Annotated in this window: 16 protein-coding genes, 2 tRNA genes and 3 other RNA genes; 7 read left to right on the forward strand and 14 right to left on the reverse strand. The window is 53.0% G+C overall.

What is annotated here, in order from left to right:
• Positions 1-174: 174 nt before the first annotated feature.
• Both P9J57_RS09540 and yeaG read right to left on the reverse strand, forming a co-directional pair.
• Positions 175-1,449 (reverse strand): YeaH/YhbH family protein, encoded by a 1,275-nt coding sequence (locus P9J57_RS09540; RefSeq protein ID WP_013025992.1) that lies wholly within the window; start codon positions 1,447-1,449, stop codon positions 175-177.
• A gap of 92 nt (positions 1,450-1,541) precedes the next feature.
• Positions 1,542-3,476 (reverse strand): protein kinase YeaG, encoded by a 1,935-nt coding sequence (gene yeaG / locus P9J57_RS09545; protein ID WP_013025991.1) that lies wholly within the window; start codon positions 3,474-3,476, stop codon positions 1,542-1,544.
• Positions 3,477-3,896: 420 nt separating this feature from the next.
• Between yeaG and P9J57_RS09550 the strand changes: the two genes are divergently transcribed.
• Both P9J57_RS09550 and P9J57_RS09555 read left to right on the forward strand, forming a co-directional pair.
• A complete protein-coding gene (locus tag P9J57_RS09550; protein ID WP_013025990.1) occupies positions 3,897-4,646 on the forward strand; it encodes a MipA/OmpV family protein in 750 nt (249 codons plus the stop codon).
• Positions 4,647-4,716: 70 nt separating this feature from the next.
• Positions 4,717-5,568: an aldo/keto reductase gene (locus P9J57_RS09555; RefSeq protein WP_483279484.1), complete on the forward strand. Its 852-nt coding sequence runs from the start codon at positions 4,717-4,719 to the stop codon at positions 5,566-5,568.
• Positions 5,569-5,576: 8 nt separating this feature from the next.
• On the opposite strand, the gene P9J57_RS09560 is transcribed toward P9J57_RS09555, so the two are convergent.
• Both P9J57_RS09560 and gapA read right to left on the reverse strand, forming a co-directional pair.
• On the reverse strand, positions 5,577-6,455 hold the full coding sequence (locus tag P9J57_RS09560; RefSeq protein ID WP_013025988.1) for a D-hexose-6-phosphate mutarotase: 879 nt from the start codon (positions 6,453-6,455) through the stop codon (positions 5,577-5,579).
• A gap of 72 nt (positions 6,456-6,527) precedes the next feature.
• Positions 6,528-7,526 (reverse strand): glyceraldehyde-3-phosphate dehydrogenase, encoded by a 999-nt coding sequence (gene gapA, locus P9J57_RS09565; protein ID WP_014593833.1) that lies wholly within the window; start codon positions 7,524-7,526, stop codon positions 6,528-6,530.
• Positions 7,527-7,866: 340 nt separating this feature from the next.
• Between gapA and msrB the strand changes: the two genes are divergently transcribed.
• Both msrB and P9J57_RS09575 read left to right on the forward strand, forming a co-directional pair.
• On the forward strand, positions 7,867-8,277 hold the full coding sequence (msrB, locus tag P9J57_RS09570) for a peptide-methionine (R)-S-oxide reductase MsrB (RefSeq protein WP_013025986.1): 411 nt from the start codon (positions 7,867-7,869) through the stop codon (positions 8,275-8,277).
• 2 nt (positions 8,278-8,279) lie between these two features.
• Positions 8,280-8,561: a YeaC family protein gene (locus P9J57_RS09575; RefSeq protein WP_013025984.1), complete on the forward strand. Its 282-nt coding sequence runs from the start codon at positions 8,280-8,282 to the stop codon at positions 8,559-8,561.
• Between the two features lie 83 nt (positions 8,562-8,644).
• Here the strand turns inward: P9J57_RS09575 and pncA are convergent, their stop codons facing one another.
• The 3 genes from pncA to sppA form a co-directional block, all read right to left on the reverse strand.
• Positions 8,645-9,253 (reverse strand): bifunctional nicotinamidase/pyrazinamidase, encoded by a 609-nt coding sequence (gene pncA, locus P9J57_RS09580; protein ID WP_013025983.1) that lies wholly within the window; start codon positions 9,251-9,253, stop codon positions 8,645-8,647.
• Between the two features lie 16 nt (positions 9,254-9,269).
• The gene (ansA, locus tag P9J57_RS09585; protein WP_483279485.1) at positions 9,270-10,283 is read right to left on the reverse strand and encodes an asparaginase; all 1,014 of its coding nucleotides are present in this window, start codon (positions 10,281-10,283) and stop codon (positions 9,270-9,272) included.
• 85 nt (positions 10,284-10,368) lie between these two features.
• The gene (sppA, locus tag P9J57_RS09590) at positions 10,369-12,231 is read right to left on the reverse strand and encodes a signal peptide peptidase SppA (RefSeq protein ID WP_014605713.1); all 1,863 of its coding nucleotides are present in this window, start codon (positions 12,229-12,231) and stop codon (positions 10,369-10,371) included.
• Positions 12,232-12,404: 173 nt separating this feature from the next.
• Between sppA and P9J57_RS09595 the strand changes: the two genes are divergently transcribed.
• From P9J57_RS09595 to P9J57_RS09605, 3 genes are all read left to right on the forward strand, one after another.
• A complete protein-coding gene (locus tag P9J57_RS09595) occupies positions 12,405-12,956 on the forward strand; it encodes an NAD(P)H nitroreductase (RefSeq protein WP_013025980.1) in 552 nt (183 codons plus the stop codon).
• Between the two features lie 249 nt (positions 12,957-13,205).
• On the forward strand, positions 13,206-15,122 hold the full coding sequence (locus P9J57_RS09600) for a DNA topoisomerase III (protein WP_014593831.1): 1,917 nt from the start codon (positions 13,206-13,208) through the stop codon (positions 15,120-15,122).
• On the forward strand, positions 15,122-15,418 hold the full coding sequence (locus P9J57_RS09605; RefSeq protein ID WP_013025978.1) for a YnjH family protein: 297 nt from the start codon (positions 15,122-15,124) through the stop codon (positions 15,416-15,418). The genes P9J57_RS09600 and P9J57_RS09605 overlap by 1 nt, the downstream gene beginning before the upstream one ends.
• A 35-nt stretch (positions 15,419-15,453) precedes the next feature.
• On the opposite strand, the gene xthA is transcribed toward P9J57_RS09605, so the two are convergent.
• From xthA to purU, 7 genes are all read right to left on the reverse strand, one after another.
• Positions 15,454-16,260, reverse strand: coding sequence for an exodeoxyribonuclease III (gene xthA, locus P9J57_RS09610; protein WP_013025977.1), 807 nt, complete (start codon positions 16,258-16,260; stop codon positions 15,454-15,456).
• A 112-nt stretch (positions 16,261-16,372) separates the two neighbouring features.
• Positions 16,373-16,485, reverse strand: a non-coding RNA gene (locus tag P9J57_RS09615) — RtT sRNA.
• A gap of 41 nt (positions 16,486-16,526) precedes the next feature.
• A non-coding RNA gene (locus P9J57_RS09620) (RtT sRNA) lies at positions 16,527-16,654 on the reverse strand.
• A 41-nt stretch (positions 16,655-16,695) separates the two neighbouring features.
• A non-coding RNA gene (locus P9J57_RS09625) (RtT sRNA) lies at positions 16,696-16,823 on the reverse strand.
• Positions 16,824-16,864: 41 nt separating this feature from the next.
• Positions 16,865-16,949 (reverse strand) — tRNA-Tyr (locus P9J57_RS09630).
• Positions 16,950-16,984: 35 nt separating this feature from the next.
• A tRNA-Tyr gene (locus tag P9J57_RS09635) sits at positions 16,985-17,069 on the reverse strand.
• Positions 17,070-17,213: 144 nt separating this feature from the next.
• Positions 17,214-18,062, reverse strand: a complete 849-nt coding sequence (gene purU / locus P9J57_RS09640) for a formyltetrahydrofolate deformylase (protein ID WP_013025975.1) — start codon at positions 18,060-18,062, stop codon at positions 17,214-17,216.
• Positions 18,063-18,099: the final 37 nt, after the last annotated feature.

The following is an 18,099-nucleotide window of genomic DNA, read 5'->3' on the forward strand; positions in this document are numbered from 1 at the left end:
ATGTTTTATCAATGAGTTGTCATGGTCATTTTGCAATTTATATCAATTGCTAATGCCTTGGTTAATCCGTTTAAACGATATTAATAGAGGAGTTGGAGGAGTTGTTGCAGGAAAGGCCATGTTTTAACAGGTTATTACGCAAAAAAAAAGCCGACAGAGCGTCGGCTTGATGTGTCAGGCTTCCATCGCCTGCTTGTGAAACAGTTCACGGAAGACCGGATAGATATCCTCCGGCTCGCGAATGTGCTGGATCGCAAAGTTATCAAATACAGACTGCAGATGTTCATATTCGCGCCACAGTGTCTGATGCGCGCGACGCGTGATTTCAATGTAGGTGTAGTAACGGACGACCGGTAAAATGTTCTTTGCCAGAATTTCGTGGCACAGGGGGGAATCGTCGGCCCAGTTGTCGCCATCAGAGGCCTGCGCGGCATAGATATTCCACTGTGCCGGATCGTAACGCTCTTTCACCACGTCATCCATGAGCTTAAGGGCACTCGACACGATAGTGCCGCCGGTTTCCTGTGAGTAGAAAAACTCCTGCTCATCAACTTCTTTCGCCTGAGTATGGTGGCGAATGTAGACCACCTCGACATTTTTATAGGTTCGACTCAGGAACAGATAGAGCAAAATATAAAAACGTTTTGCCATGTCCTTGGTGGCCTGGTCCATTGAACCCGAAACGTCCATCAGACAGAACATCACGGCCTGGCTGGACGGTTCAGGGCGTTTTTCAAAATTTTTATAGCGTAAATCAAACGTATCAATGAAGGGCACCCGATCGATACGTGCTCGCAGCTCGGCAATTTCTTTGCGTAAGCGCTCCTCTTCGAGCAACTGAGCCGGTTCAGATTTTTCAACCGTCGTCAGCGCATCCTCAAGCTCATGCAACTGGCGGCGCTTACCTGCGGTCATCGCCGTACGGCGCGCCAGCGAGTTCTGTAGCGAGCGTACCACGCTGATGTTGGCCGGTACGCCATTAGACGTAAAACCGGCGCGGTGGGTTTTATACTCATTCAGCTGGCGATGCTGGTTTTTACGCAGGTTGGGCAGGGCCAGGTCTTCAAACAGCAGGTCCAGATATTCGTCTTTAGAAATCTGAAAAACAAACTCATCCTGACCTTCACCGTCCTGACCGGCGTTGCCCTGGCCTGAACCGCTGCCACCGCCGCCCTGCGGCCGCTCCACGCGGTCATTTTGCACAAAGTGATCGTTACCGGGATGGACGCGGTGGCGCTGCCCGCCGCGTCCCTGATGGAAAATCGGTTCGTTGATGTCATCAATCGGAATAGAAACGGATTCGCCACTGCTGACGTCGGTGACCGAGCGTTTGTTAATGGCCTCGGAGATCGACTGCTTAATCTGAGACTTGTAACGACGCAAGAAGCGCTGGCGGTTGACCGCGCTCTTGTTTTTACCGTTTAGTCGGCGATCGATAAAATAGGCCATGATGTTCCCCCAAACTACATTGCAAGCAGGCCGGGTTGTCCCGACCTTAAGAGACCGGTGCTATCCCGCACCGGTTTGCTTACAGACTCTGATCAGGACGATTTACGCACGCGCAGATACCATTCACACAGCAGGCGAACCTGTTTGCGGGTATAGCCTTTTTCCATCATGCGATCGACAAAATCATCGTGTTTCTTCTGCTCATCCGTAGAGGTTTTCGTGTTAAACGAAATAACCGGCAACAGCTCCTCGGTATTCGAGAACATTTTTTTCTCAATCACCGTACGCAGTTTCTCATAACTGGTCCAGTTTGGATTGCGGCCGTTATTGTGCGCACGCGCACGCAGCACAAAATTGACAATTTCGTTGCGGAAGTCTTTAGGATTACTAATCCCGGCAGGCTTCTCGATTTTCTCCAGTTCCGCATTGAGCGACTCACGGTCAAAAAGCTGTCCGGTGTCAGGGTCGCGATATTCCTGATCCTGGATCCAGAAGTCGGCATAGGTAACATAGCGATCGAAAATATTCTGACCGTATTCGGAATAGGATTCCAGATAAGCCGTCTGAATCTCTTTGCCAATAAACTCAGCGTATTTCGGAATTAAATAACCTTTAAGGTGCTCAAGGTATTTTTCCGCCTGCTCCTGTGGGAACTGCTCGCGTTCAATTTGCTGCTCCAGCACATAAAACAGGTGAACAGGGTTGGCTGCCACTTCAGTGTGATCGAAGTTGAAGACGCGGGACAGAATCTTAAAGGCGAAACGCGTTGACAGCCCGTTCATCCCTTCGTCGACGCCAGCGTAATCATGATACTCCTGCCAGGACTTCGCCTTAGGATCGGTATCTTTCAGGCTTTCACCGTCATACACACGCATTTTTGAGTAGATACTGGAGTTATCCGGGTCCTTAAGTCGCGAAAGGATGGAGAATCTCGCCAGCGTTTCCAGGGTGCCTGGTGCGCAAGGCGCGGTAGACAGCTCACTGTGGTTCAGCAGCTTCTCATAAATCTTAATCTCTTCGGACACGCGCAGGCAGTAAGGCACCTTAACAATATACACACGGTCAAGGAACGCCTCGTTGTTTTTGTTGTTGCGGAACGTCACCCACTCCGATTCGTTCGAGTGGGCCAGAATGATACCGTTAAACGGCAGGGCGGAAATGCCTTCTGTACCGTTGTAGTTACCTTCCTGGGTGGCGGTCAACAGGGGATGTAGCACTTTAATCGGTGCTTTAAACATCTCCACAAATTCCATGATGCCCTGGTTAGCCCGGCACAGCGCGCCCGAGTAGCCGTAAGCATCGGGATCGTTCTGCGCATGGTTTTCCAGTTTACGAATGTCCACCTTACCGACCAGCGCGGAGATATCCTGGTTGTTTTCGTCGCCCGGCTCTGTTTTAGCAATGGCTAACTGCTCCAGAATCGACGGCCACACTTTCACCACTTTAAAGCGGGTGATATCCCCGCCGAAATCATGGAGGCGTTTAGCCGCCCATGGCGACATAATGGTGCCAAGGTAGCGGCGCGGCACGCCGTACTCTTTCTCCAGAATATTGGCGTCTTCCTGAGGATTGAACAGGCACAGTGGATGATCGTTAACCGGGCTCCGTTCGCCATCGGCGCTCAACACATAGATAGGAACGCGTTGCATCAGGGATTTGAGACGTTCCGCCAGCGAGGATTTACCGCCCCCGACCGGACCCAGCAGATAGAGAATTTGTTTCTTCTCTTCAAGGCCTTGTGCCGCGTGTTTCAAATAAGAGACGATCTGTTCAATCGCTTCTTCCATACCATAAAACTCTTCGAACGCCGGGTAACGGCCCATTACCCGGTTAGAAAAGATTCTGGAAAGACGTGGCTCCTGAGCGGTGTCCACCATCACGGGTTCACCGATTGCCATTAACAGTCGCTCTGCGGCGTTGGCGTATGCACTGCGATCCTGTCTACAGATTGTCAGAAATTCCTGCAGTGTGAACTCTTCGTCCTTGGCAGCTTCATAACGCTGACGATAATGATCGAATATATTCATAGCGATGCCCGTCCTTTCGTTTTTAGCACAGGTAAAGGAGCAATAATCAGTGCTCGTACAGCTCCCGGAAGATATTATCTGTTAGTACAGCAACCCTTATGCCAACCTGATCATTGTTATCGGGATGCACAACATTTATGACGACACTCTTGCAACAAAACCTCGGGTATTAAGTTTAACTGTAGAAGGCATTCAGAAAATTTCATCATAGATTTTTGATTAGTGAGCCACATATCAATAACAAAATCATTTTGTTGCGAAACCTTTTTGACAGGGTAATGGCGAATTTGTGATGCCTCCAACCCGGTTATGCCACATTCCGCCATAAATGCGGTAGATGATTTTCATATAAGGTTAATTCAGTCTGTAAAAAGCGTTAGACTGTATGAGTGATTGTTATATTTATGGAATGAATAAATTGTGAACCAATTCAAACTTAACACGCTTATCGCGCTTATCCCTTGTTATTTTCTGGGGCATTCAGTACAGGCCGCACCTTTATCGCTTGGCGCATCAGTGATTTATGCCCAGTCGCCTTACCGGGGTGGGCAGGACCGCTATTTGCCGGTGCCCATCATCAATTATGAAGGAGAAAACTTCTGGTTTAACACGCTGCAGGGCGGCTATTACCTGTGGAAAGACCCGCAGGATCAGCTGTCTCTGACCCTGCTCGGCTCGCCCCAGGAGTATGACCCCGGTGATAACGATCTGGGGGATATGAAAGGGCTGGATAAGCGCCGTATGACGCTGATGGGCGGGGCAACCTACCGACATACTGCAGACTGGGGGATTATCCGTACCTCACTGCTGGGCGACCTGCTCAACAACAGCAACGGGATCATCTGGGACCTGACCTATCTCTACCGCTTCAACTTCGGTGACTTTACCCTGACACCGGGCATCGGGGCGATGTGGAACAGCGCGAACCAAAACCGCTACTACTATGGTGTTTCCGGCAATGAGAGCGATCGCACCGGCATCAGCCGCTACCATCCTGATGACAGCTGGTCGCCCTATGCTGAGCTGAATGCCAGCTACAGTATTACGCCGCAGTGGAATGCCAACCTGTCCGGTCGCTATACGCGTTTTGCCAGTGAAATCAAAGACAGCCCTATGGTCGATAAAAGTGGGCAGTTCACAATCTGGACCGGTGTCAGTTACAGCTTCTGATTTGCACCCTAAGAGGGCAGGCGTTGCCCTCTGATTGTTTGTCTGCCCTACAACAGTGCAGGAGAGTCAAATGGCACAACGTCTCGATGTTGCGGGTCACCAGGGCATCCCGACTATTGGCCTCGGAACCTGGTACATGGGCGAGGACAGCGCTCGCCGTCAGCAGGAAGTCACGGCGCTTCAGGCGGGTCTGGATGCAGGCCTGAAAATTATCGATACGGCAGAAATGTATGCCGATGGCAGAGCGGAAGAGGTGGTCGGCGAGGCATTAAAAGGGCGCCGCGATAGCGCGCTGCTGGTATCGAAAGTCTACCCATGGAATGCCGGTGAAGATGATGCGATAGCGGCCTGCGAAGCCAGCCTGCGCCGTTTGCAAACCGACCGTATTGATCTCTATCTGCTGCACTGGCGCGGCAGCGTCCCGTTGGAAGAGACGATTCGCGCCATGCAAAGGCTTCAACAGCAGGGGAAGATTGTTCACTGGGGCGTTTCAAATTTTGACAGCGATGATATGGACGAGCTCTGGGCCGAACCCGGGGGCGAAGCATGTGCGACGAATCAGGTCCTTTACCATCTCGCCTCTCGCGGTATTGAGTACGACCTGTTACCGCAGTGTCAGCAGCGTGCTGTGCCGATCATGGCATACTGTCCGTTGGCACAGGCAGGGCGGCTGCGCAGCCATTTGTTTTCTGAGCCCACGCTGGTCGCTTTGGCTCAGCAGAAAGGCGTGACGGTTGCACAGCTGCTTCTGGCGTGGGTAATCCGCGCTCCCGGCGTGATGGCTATTCCTAAAGCCAGTTCCCTTCAGCACGTCCGGGAAAATGCCGCGGCACTGGATATCACCCTGAGTGATGAGGCGTGTTTCCTGATCGACAAGGCTTTCCCGCCACCGCGGCATAAAATGCCCCTGGACGTGGTGTGAATTAAGCGTTAATTCACTTTCCCTTTCAGACGGATCGTGGTGGCCAGCCGGGCCGGTTTTTCGCCCGCGCTGCGTAACGGTTTGCTGATTCGCGCCGTTTCCACGCACACCATGGTTTTATACCCTTCGTTGGGCATGTCCGTCATACTGCAGGAGAGTTCGACGCCGGGGTTCCACGTGACAACGTCACTATGATGGTGGTGATAGACTTCAATCTGGCGCTTTCCAGCCTGATCGTTAATCACCGAACAGTCATTGGCCGAGGTGAAAATACGGTCAACCCGGGTGGTAAAGCGCTGTTTGCCGTCGCCCGTGCCTGGCTGATTGTCGTTAACCTTGTCGATATAGTGCTCACCCAGACCCGACACCTCTACGCCGTTGATATCCGCCACGTTAAAGTAGCTGTGCAGGGCGGCGGTGGACATGTAGTCGCCATAGGCTTCCAGTTCGATCTCACAGTGCTGCCCCAGGCGGAAACGGGCGATTAACGTGAATTCATGTGGCCACAGCTTTAAGGTTTGCGGATTACTTTCCAGCACCAGCGTCAAGATAACGCCATCTTCGTTTTCGTCATGGGCGGACAGCGTCCACGACTGGTTACGGGCAAAACCGTGTGCGGGTTCACCTGCGGGGCCAAACCAGGGCCAGCAAATTGGAATGCCGCCTCGAATCGCTTTGCCTGGTGAGAAGGGGCTTTTGTCACTTAGCCACAGGACAGGTTTCTCCCCGCTGGGCTGCCAGGCGATGAGATGCGCGCCCTGTAACGTGATAGCTGCGCGCACGCGGGGATGACTGACGACGATAGTCGGAAGTTCGCCCACCTGACGCTGTGACAGGTAAGGCGTAATCTGTTTAATGACGGGAAGAGAAAAAAGTTTGTCTTGCATGCCCGACTCCTTACGAAAGGGATCAAAAAAAGGGTGACCGAAGTCACCCTTATTCTCTAGTGTCTGGCTGCCTTATTTAGCAGAAACCAGCGCAATCAGGTCGAGAACTTTGTTTGAATAACCGGTTTCGTTATCGTACCAGGAAACCAGTTTAACGAAGTTGTCATTCAGCGCGATACCCGCTTTCGCATCAAATACTGAAGTCAGCACTTCGCCGTTGAAGTCGGTAGAAACCACGTCGTCTTCAACGTAGCCCAGCACGTCTTTCATTTCGCCTTCTGCTGCTGCTTTGATCGCTGCACAGATTTCTTTGTAAGATGCGGCTTTTTCCAGACGAACGGTCAGGTCAACAACAGAAACGTTTGGCGTCGGAACGCGGAACGCCATACCTGTCAGCTTGCCATTCAGTTCTGGCAGCACTTTACCTACGGCTTTGGCCGCACCGGTAGATGAAGGGATGATGTTCTGAGACGCGCCACGACCGCCACGCCAGTCTTTGTGAGACGGGCCATCAACGGTTTTCTGCGTTGCAGTCGTTGCGTGAACGGTGGTCATCAGACCTTCCACGATACCGAACTTGTCATTGATCACTTTAGCCAGTGGTGCCAGGCAGTTAGTGGTACAAGAGGCGTTAGACACGATGTCCTGGCCCTGGTATTTGTCGAAGTTTGCACCACGAACAAACATTGGGGTGTCATCTTTAGACGGACCGGTCAGAACGACTTTCTTAGCACCCGCAGTGATGTGCTTACGTGCCGTTTCGTCGGTCAGGAAGATACCGGTTGCTTCAGCAACAACGTCAACGCCGACTTCATCCCACTTCAGGTTAGCCGGATCTCTCTCAGCAGTAACGCGGATTTTCTTACCGTTAACAACCAGAGCGCCGTCCTGTACTTCAACGGTGCCGTCGAAGCGGCCGTGAGTAGAGTCGTACTTCAGCATGTACGCCATGTAATCAGCGTCCAGCAGGTCGTTGATAGCAACGATTTCGATGTCAGAGCGCTGTTGAGCAGCACGGAAAACGATGCGACCGATACGGCCAAAACCGTTGATACCTACTTTGATAGTCATATATTCCACCAGCTAGTTGTTAGTGAATAAAAGGTTGGCTGTAAAATTACAAAAACCTTACCAGGCGTCAAGCGGAATCGTGTCAATTGTTGCGACAGGTCAATCCACCAGACAGGAATTATTGGGGCCGCAACCGCTTGCGCTCAGCGGTAAACGGCGTGCTCTGTTGAATCCTTCGCCGAATATATAGGGATATGCCAGAGAAAAGGTGATCGAGTTCACAAATCCACCTAGTGAGATACTGACTGAAGGGTTGAGCACAAAATAAGACCCGATTAATGTTGATCGTTTGTTAGAATACTAGTCGATTTTTACAGAATGACATCCCGGAATTGCTCAAATGCCTAAAGAAACCGCACCCGAAGCAAAAATTGCCCAACTGACTGAGATGCAACGCTATGTGACTCAACAGCGAGGAACGGAGCCGCCTTACAGCGGTGCCCTGCTGCATAACAAGCAGGAAGGGATTTATCACTGCCTGGTCTGCAATGCGCCGTTGTTTTTGTCTGATACCAAGTACGATTCAGGTTGTGGCTGGCCGAGTTTTTATCAGCCGGTAAGCGATGAGGCCATTCGCTATCTGGAAGATAATTCCCATGGTATGCAGCGCATCGAAATCCGCTGTGGCAGCTGTGATGCGCACCTGGGGCATGTTTTCCCGGATGGCCCCCAGCCGACAGGCGAGCGTTACTGCGTCAATTCTGCCTCGCTGAACTTTACAGATCAGCAAGGTGAGGAGACCCAAGGATAATCATGAAACAGCAACTTGAAGCCATGCTTGAAGCCCTGACGCCTGAAATTTATGAGCGTCTTGTTGTGGCCGTTGAAACCGGAAAATGGCCGGACGGTGTAGCGCTTACCCAGCAGCAGCGTGATAACAGCCTGCAACTGGTGATGATGTGGCAGGCACGTCATAACGATGCACCTCAGCATATGACCATCGGAAAAGACGGTGAGATGGTCACCAAATCGAAAAGGCAGCTGAAAGAAGAGTTTGGTATCGAACCAGACGTCACGCGTATCAACCTGCATTAAGTCTGATAAGGTGCTTCTGTCAGGGTGCTGACAGAAGCGTTTAGCGTGGATGACGGGCTGGCACGCTGCCAGCCCGGAGCACGTCAGACAATGACCGCACCCTGGGCGGCCATCTGGGCCAGTGCGATGTCGCTGTCTTCAGGATTCAAATTCACCCCGCGGCAGCCTTCGGCGACCACGTCCACCTGATAGCCCAGTTCCAGTGCATCCAGAACGCTGTATTTCACACAGTAATCGGTTGCCAGCCCCAGCATAACCAGATGGCTGATGCCGCGTTCACGTAACCAGCTGTCCAGCTCCGTTTTACGGCGATGGCCGTTATCAAAAAAAGCGCTGTAGCTGTCGACATCCTGATCCTGGCCCTTGTGAAAAACAGCATCAAACAGGCTGCGATCGAGACCAGGATGAAAATCAGCGCCCGCCGAATGCTGAACACCATGATCGGGCCACCAGATTTGAGGCAAACCGTTGAGCTCACCCAGGGTATAAACCGGCTCGCCCGAGACAGAAGCAAAGCTGCCATGATTGGCCGGGTGCCAGTCCTGCAAGGCCACTACGCATTCGCCTTTCTCATGAAAGGCACGGGCATAGCGATTTGCTACCGCGACGGTGTGATCGCCTTCTCTCACGGCCATTGGGCCGCCGGGGCAGAAGTCGTTCTGAATATCGATAATGATCAGTGCCCGTTTCATTCCCGTTTGCTCCGTTTTAGTCTTCTGTCAGTTCGCCACGCAGGTTTTGCTGCATTTTGGCACGGATTTGCTCGCTTGAAAGTTCCTGACTTAACAGATAGTGAAGTTTGGTCAGGGCCGCTTCTACCGTCAGATCAAAACCGCTGATCACGCCTGCATGCTCCAGCGCATTGCCCGTCGCGTAGCCGCCCATGTTAACTTTGCCGGAAATACACTGCGTCAGGTTAACGACCACAATGCCGCGCTCGCTGGCCTGCTGCAGTTCAGAGAGAAACTCAGCGTTCTGCGGCGCATTACCCACGCCATAAGAGCGCAGAATAAGGGCTTTAACCGGCTGGCGCAGGAAGTTGCGCACCACATCGGCGGAAATACCGGGGTAAATGGTAACCACGCCAATAGGCTGTGGCGTAATGGTATGAACGATGAGTTCACCTTTCCCCTGTGGCGCGGGTGGCGTGTTCAGACGACGAATGTGGATGCCGGCTTCCAGCAGCGCAGAAAGGTTGGGTGAGGCAAAGGCATTAAACCCGTCAGCATGCGCTTTTGTGGTGCGGTTACCGCGATAGAGCGTGTTATTGAAAAACAGCGTCACTTCATTAACCGGATAGTTAGCGGCGACATAGAGTGAATTTAGCAGGTTTTGCTGACCGTCCGAGCGCAGTTCTGCCAGGGGGATTTGCGAGCCGGTTACGATGACAGGCTTGGCCAGGTTCTCCAACATAAACGACAGGGCGGAGGCGGTAAAAGCCATGGTATCTGTGCCATGCAGAATCACAAAACCGTCGTAGCGATCGTAATTACGCCGGATATCTTCGGCAATTGACTGCCAGTCCTGAGGCGTCATATCGGACGAGTCGATCAGGGGCTGATATTCGTGAATCGTAAAGTCAGGCATTTCCGGGCGATGGAATTCCGGCATTTTTGCCAGCTCTTGCTGCAGGTGACCTGAAACCGGAATATAACCTTGAGCGGAACGTTGCATACCGATAGTACCGCCCGTATAGGCAACGTAAATGTTTTTCTTTTGCATAGGTGTACTCAGACTTGCCGTAAAACGCGCAGTATAAGGGCAATGGCAGGGAAAAGCAGCCCGACCAGCGGTCGGGCTGAGAGGTTTATCGCACTTCGCCGCAGGTCAGGCAGAAGGCATAGCGGTTTTGTGGATCGTTAAGATGGTCGAACAGGCCAGGCTGACGTCGCATTGCACTCATTACGTCGAACATCGGCGCAGGCAGCCAGGCTTTGATCGGGTCAGGCAGAACAGCCTGCACGGAGGCATTCATTTGATTTAGCATCAAATCAATAAAGCCGGGATCTTCCTGGTACCAGTCAAGCTGCGGCTGGGAAACCTTCGCCAGTTCAGCGGCTTTTTTCACTGCGTCATCAAAATCCCCCAGCGCATCGACCAGGCCATTAGCTTTCGCATCACTGCCGGTCCACACATGTCCCTGGGCGATGGCGTCAATTTGCTCCGGCGTTTTGTGACGCGAGGCGGCAACCAGACCAACAAAGTTGTGATAGCCGTTTTCGATGGTCAACTGCATAAGCTGTTGAACCTCGGGGGGCAGCGCCTTAGTGCTGGCGACGTCCGCCAGAGGCGATGTCGCCACGCCGTCCGTGTGCACACCAATACTGGCCAGACTGTTCTCCAGGGTATTAATTACGCCGAAGATGCCAATAGAGCCGGTCAGGGTACTCGGGCTGGCGATGATGTAGCTGGCTGGCGTTGAAATCCAGTATCCACCGGATGCCGCCATGCCGCCCATTGACACCACTATCGGTTTCCCGGCCGCTTTCGCTGCAGCCAGTTCGGCACGGATGGCCTCCGAGGCCGTCACGCTACCGCCCGGGCTGTTGACCCGAAGAATGATCGCTTTGATTTTCGGATCCAGGCGTGCATCACGAATCTGCGCCGCCGTGGTATCGCCACCGACGTTGCCCGGCGTTTCATCGCCATCCATGATGGCGCCGCTGGCCATGATCACGGCAATATTGCCTTTCTGCTGAGTGGCGTCCGGTTTCACGTTGTAGTCATAAATACTGACGCTGCGATAATCGCTACTCTGCTTATCGAAACCAAAGGTCTTGATTAACATCTGATCGGCATCGGCCCGTGAACCCAGAACGTCGACCAGTTTGTTATCCAGCGCGTATTGACCCGTATCACCTTTAACAGCCTGCAGGCCGGCGATAATGGCCGTTGCACCAGGGAACAGCTGCTCAGGCGTAATCTGACGGTTAGCCGATACGGTGTTCAGGTAATTTTGCCAGAGTTGGCCAACCCAACGGGTATCCGCATCGCGCGCTGCAGGTGACATATCGTCGCGCAGGAAAGGCTCAACGGCAGACTTATAGGTTCCAACACGGAAGACGTGTGAATTGACTTTCAGCTTTTCAAGCAGCGTTTTGTAGTACAACCCGTTGGTGGCGAAACCATGCAGGTCAACCGTACCCTGAGGCGAGAGGTAGATTTTAGTTGCATAGCTTGCAAGGTAGTACTGAGCCTGGCTGTAGCTGTCGCCCAACGCATAAATCGGCTTACCACTTTCCCTGAATTCGCGCAGCGCTTTGCCCACATACTGCAGCGAGGGCTGATCGCCACCGGCAAAGTCACGCAGGTCCAGCACCATGCCTTTGATATTACTGTCATCCTTTGCCTGACGGATCGCATCGACCACGTCAAACAGGGAGTTTTCCTGCAGTCGGTCGCTGCTGGTGCCTAACAGTTGACGGCCAATTTTGCTCAGGCGATTACTGACGGAAGGCTTATCGACCAGCACACCGGTCAGGTCAACTTTTAACGCACCTTGCTGTATGGGAGCAGAATGACTGCCTGAACCACTGACCTGAAGCCAGATCCCGACACACACGACAATTAAAAAAATCAGGAACAAATTAAGAATTAATTCCCTGATAAAGTTCAGCACTCGCCAGATCCCGCGGAACAGGCCAGCAATTATTCGCCACAATGTGCGCATCACACTCTCCATATTGATATAACCGGAAATCGCCGCTTAGCGGTCCAGGTCTCCGTTGACGACCTCATCCTAAAGAGCGGCGAAACAAAAGTCAGCAGGAAATCACCCTGGACTGTTACAAAAAATCCACCTGTGCCAGGATTACGCATGCTTTTACCCCACTGGAGAAAAACATGGATGCACTTGAATTACTGGTTAATCGCCGTTCGGCTTCCCGTCTGGCGGATCCGGCTCCCGGCGGCGAGGCGCTGGATAACATTCTGCGCGCAGCCATGCGCGCGCCCGATCACGGCACCTTACAACCGTGGCGCTTTATCATAGTTGAAAACAGTGGACGCGATCGCTTAAGCCAGCTTCTGGAAAAAGCGGCACGTGACAATCAACTGGATGACAAGGCCATCAATAAAGCCAGCCAGGCCCCATATCGTGCCCCAATGATCATTACGGTTGTGGCCCATTGTGAACTGAATCACAAGGTGCCACGCTGGGAGCAAATTGCATCTGCAAGCTGTGCCGTGATGGCTATGCAAATGGCCGCGGTCGCACAGGGATTTAATGGTATCTGGCGAAGTGGGGCCTGGACTGACGATCCCCAGGTACGCGAGGCCTTTGGCTGCCGTGAGCAGGACGCGATTGTGGGCTTTCTCTATTTAGGCACGCCCCAGCTGAAATCCAACACCACCGTGATACATCCCGACACTGCGCCGTTTGTGCGCTATTTCTGATCGCCCCTGAGCGGGTTTGCGCGGTTATTGTGCGAACAGTTCAGCATTGAACCCGGCGCGCTTATCAGCCGCGCGCCGCCAGGCTACCATAGCGCTGCTTCATCTGGCAGCGCATACTCTCTTCCAGCCTGTGCGCATGATGTAACCGTTCTTTGGACTGAGGCGCAGGCATCATGTTGCCGACTGTTTGTTGACCGGTAGTGCGTTGTCATCATTGTTGTTTGCTGACGTTAAGGATTACCCGATTTAATGCGTTTGTTTATTGCAGAGAAACCCAGCCTTGGACGGGCCATTGCCGATGTACTGCCTAAACCGCACCGGCGTGGTGAGGGCTTTATCGCCTGCGGCAATGACCAGATTGTCACCTGGTGCGTGGGGCATTTACTGGAGCAGGCGCAGCCTGATGTGTACGACAGCCGCTATGCGCGCTGGTCGCTGGTCGATCTGCCGATTATTCCTGAAAAATGGCGTTTGCAGCCGCGTCCTTCGGTGGCAAAACAACTCAAAGTGGTGGAAGGCTTACTGGCCCAGGCCGATGAAGTGGTGCACGCCGGCGACCCGGACAGGGAAGGCCAGCTGCTTGTGGATGAAGTGCTGGATTACCTTCAGCTTCCCGCTGAGAAACGCAGTAAAGTGCAGCGCTGTCTGATTAACGATCTCAACCCACAGGCTGTGGAGCGGGCTATCAACCGGCTGCGCGAGAATCGCGAATTTATTCCCCTCTGCGTGTCCGCGCTGGCGCGAGCACGTGCCGATTGGCTTTACGGTATTAATATGACCCGCGCCTGGACGCTGCTGGGCCGGAATGCGGGCTATGATGGCGTGTTGTCCGTTGGACGCGTACAAACGCCGGTGTTGGGGCTGGTGGTGCGACGGGATGAAGAGATCGCGAATTTCGTCCCGAAGGATTACTTTGAAGTGAAAGCGCACATCGTCACGCCGGATGAGAGCCGGTTTACCGCGAACTGGATCCCCAGTGAAGCCTGTGAACCCTGGCAGGATGAAGAAGGTCGCCTGCTGAAACGCTCACTGGCGGAACATGTGGTGGCGCGCATCAGCGGTCAGCCCGCTATCGTTACCGCCTACAGTGACAAGCGAGAAAACGACATTGCGCCGTTGCCGTTTTCACTCTCCAGCCTGCAAATCGAGGCGGCAAAGCGCTTTGGTTTGAGTGCACAGGCGGTGCTGGACATCTGCCAGCGGTTATATGAAACCCACAAGCTGATCACCTATCCACGTTCTGATAGCCGCTACTTACCCGATGAGCATTTTGCCGGCCGTCATGCGGTGCTCAATGCGATCCAGTCCCATCAACCCGATCTTACTCCACCAGCAGACTTTGATGCAGATCGAAAAAATCGCTGTTGGGATGACAAAAAAGTGGATGCGCACCACGCCATTATTCCTACCGCGCGCGCCAGCGCAGTGAAGCTTAATGAAAACGAACAGCAGATTTATGGACTGGTTGCGCGTCAGTATTTGATGCAGTTTTGTCCGGATGCCGTGTTCCGCAAATGCACCATCGATCTGGATATCGCGGGCGGTAAATTCGTGGCTAAAGCGCGCTTTCTGGCGGAGGCGGGCTGGCGTGCGCTGTTGGGTGGCAAAGAGCGCGATGAAGAAAACGATGGCATGCCGCTGCCTGTTGTAGCGAAAGACGATGAGCTGCTGTGCGAGCGGGGTGAGGTGCTGGCGAAACAGACACAACCGCCACGCCACTTTACCGACGCGACCTTGCTTTCGGCCATGACCGGCATTGCGCGCTTTGTGCAGGATAAAGAATTAAAGAAAGTGCTGCGTGCGACCGATGGTTTAGGAACGGAAGCCACGCGCGCAGGCATTATTGAATTACTGTTCCGTCGTTCGTTTTTGCATAAGAAAGGGCGCTATATTCATTCTACTGATGCAGGCAAAGCGCTGATCCACTCGCTACCGGATCTCGCCGCCAGGCCGGACATGACGGCGCAATGGGAATCAACCCTGACGCGTATCAGTGAAAAGGCCTGTCGCTATGATGAATTTATGCAACCCCTGGTGCAGACGCTGAGCGGGCTTATTCAGCAGGCGCGACAGCAGCCCTCGGGACAGGCGTTTCGTGGTTTACCGTCCACCGGCCAAAAACGTCCACCGCGTAAAGCAGGGCGTAAAACGAAGGAAACTGAATAATGAGTAAATCAGCCTGGCTAATTCTGGTTGCAATGGCTGCCTGTAGCCCCGCGCATGCTAACTATCATCAGCAGGGCGCGGCAGGTGGCACCAATACCGATGTGATCGTGGATATGCCACCGGAAGTCTGGACGCAGGGGCAAAACCGTCAGCAAAACTGTCTGCAGTGCTGTATTTTTGAAAACCGAAATTACACAGAAGGCGCTGTGGTGAAATCGGAAGGTGTCCTGCTACAGTGCGCGCGCGATGAGAAGTCGTTGGGAACCAATAATCTGATTTGGAAAATAGTGAAATAAGGACGCGTGGCATTTCACCACGCGTCAGGATCCTGTCAGAAGTGGAAGGTTGACCAGACCGGCGCATGATCGGACGGTTTTTCCATACCGCGAATCTCGTAATCGATGCCTGTTTCAATACAGTGTGAGGCCAGCCCGGTGCTGGCCAGCAGCAAATCGATACGCAGACCGCGATTGTCATCAAAGCCTTTTGAACGGTAGTCGAACCACGAAAACCGATCGTTAATCTCAGGGTTTTGTGCCCGCCAGGTATCAACAAGGCCCCAGCTGAGCAGGCGATCCATCCATTCACGTTCTTCCGGCAGGAAAGAGCATTTACCGGTACGCAACCAGCGCTTGCGACTGTCTTCTCCAATACCGATATCGAGATCGGTGCTGCTGATATTCATATCACCCATGATCAGCACCGGCTTATCGGCCGCCAGGCTGTCGCTCAGGTAGCTTTGCAAATCGCGATAAAACTTCTCTTTCGCCGGAAATTTTGTCGGATGGTCACGGCTCTCGCCCTGGGGGAAATAGCCGTTAATTACCGTAATATCGCCAATCGGGCTGGGGATCTCCGCCATGATCAACCGACGCTGAGCATCGTCGTCATCGCCCGGGAAGCCGCGTCGCACGGATACCGGCTGGACTTTTGTCAGCAGCGCCACACCGTAGTGCCCTTTTTGACCATGGTAAAACACGTTGTAGCCCAGCTTAGCCACGTCTTCTAAGGGGAACATATCGTCATGAACTTTGGTCTCCTGCAGTCCGATGACGTCCGGCTGATGTTTTTCTACCAGCGCTTCAAGTTGGTGAGGGCGAGCCCGCAAGCCGTTAATGTTGAATGAAATAAATTTCATGAGATGACCTTCAGCGAATGATAGGCAGGATGGTAGCGATTTTTACAGGAAAAGTCATGGCAGAGCAGGGCAATTTCAGCGAGTGGTGGACAGGCTCAGTCAGAAAGCGGGAAGCGGGTTCAAGAGGATGATTTCACCCTGCGGGCCGCGCTGATGCGCGTTGTCTCGCGATGCTCGACCCGAACCTTAGTCGAAGGTTCTCATCCCTCTCCCCGAAGAAGATGGTGATTGAGATTATCTTGGGCAGATCAGGAGAATATTTAAGATGGTGGTGGGAGAAGGATTATTCGGCGCGTTGCGCCTCACCCTGCGGGCCGCGCTGACGCGCGTTGTCTCGCGATGCTCGACTCGAACCTTAGTCGAAGGTTCTCATCCCTCTCCCCGAAGAAGATGGTGATTGAGATTATCTTGGGCAGATCAGGAGAATATTTAAGATGGTGGTGGGAGAAGGATTATTCGGCGCGTTGCGCCTCACCCTGCGGGCCGCGCTGACGCGCGTTGTCTCGCGATGCTCGACTCGAACCTTAGTCGAAGGTTCTCATCCCTCTCCCCGAAGAAGATGGTAATAAATGTCTTTATTTGGGAGGGCGTGCAATATACGAGATGGTGGTGGGAGAAGGATTCGAACCTTCGAAGTCTGTGACGGCAGATTTACAGTCTGCTCCCTTTGGCCGCTCGGGAATCCCACCGGGGATGATATGTGTGTTCAGGCAGCAGGTTCAGATGGTGGTGGGAGAAGGATTCGAACCTTCGAAGTCTGTGACGGCAGATTTACAGTCTGCTCCCTTTGGCCGCTCGGGAATCCCACCAGGGACTGAATTGTTGTGCTCTGAAGCGGGGCGCATCATACCAAATGCGCCATGACTGTAAAGCGACGACTGGCAAATGGTGAATCGTTTGCCCACTTTTTGCCCGTAGCGCTGGAATGTCAGCCAATCCAGCGCCGTTTACGCTTAAAGAATAATCGTGCGGTTACCATAAACAAAAACACGCTGGCCCAATACTTTATCCAGCGCGCGGCTCAGCACGTTTTTTTCGACGTCGCGTCCGGCCCGCATCATCTCTTCGGCGGTGTAACTGTGATCGACATTAATCACGTCCTGCATGATGATCGGACCTTCATCAAGGTTATCGTTAACGTAGTGTGCCGTTGCGCCAATGATTTTCACACCACGTTCGTAAGCCTGATGGTAAGGCCGTGCGCCGATAAAGGCCGGCAGGAAAGAGTGGTGAATGTTAATAATCTGATTTGGGTAGCGCTGCACAAAGCCCGGCGTCAGCACGCGCATGTATTTGGCAAGCACCACATAATCGGGCTGATAACGATCAATCTCGTCCGCCATGCGGTTGTCATGCTCTTCGCGCGACAAGCCTTCGTGGCTGACCAGAACAAACGGAATATCGAAACGCTCTACCAGCGAACGCAACGTGTCGTGATTACCTATAACGGCGGCGATTTCCATATCGAGGCCGCCAAACGCACTCTTCATCAGCAGGTCGCCAAGGCAGTGTGCTTCTTTGGTAATGAGAATAACAACACGGCGACGGCCTGCGCTATGCAGTTCACGCACGGAACCTTGCGGAAGGGCACTATCGAGATCGGCCAGCAGGGTGGTGTCGTTAAAAATCCCCTCCAGCTCTGTGCGCATAAAAAAACGCCCGGTGCGATGGTCAACAAACTCATTGTTTTGCACGATATTCAGTTCGTGCTTGTAACAAATATTGGTGATTTTGGCGATCAGACCTTTTGCATCGGGACAAATGGTTCGTAAAACTTTTCTTTGCATGGTTTGCGCTTGCATCTCAATCAGAGTCCTGTCAAAGCATTAAGGGTAAAAC

It is taken from the genome of Pantoea sp. nfd-35 (assembly GCF_056892255.1).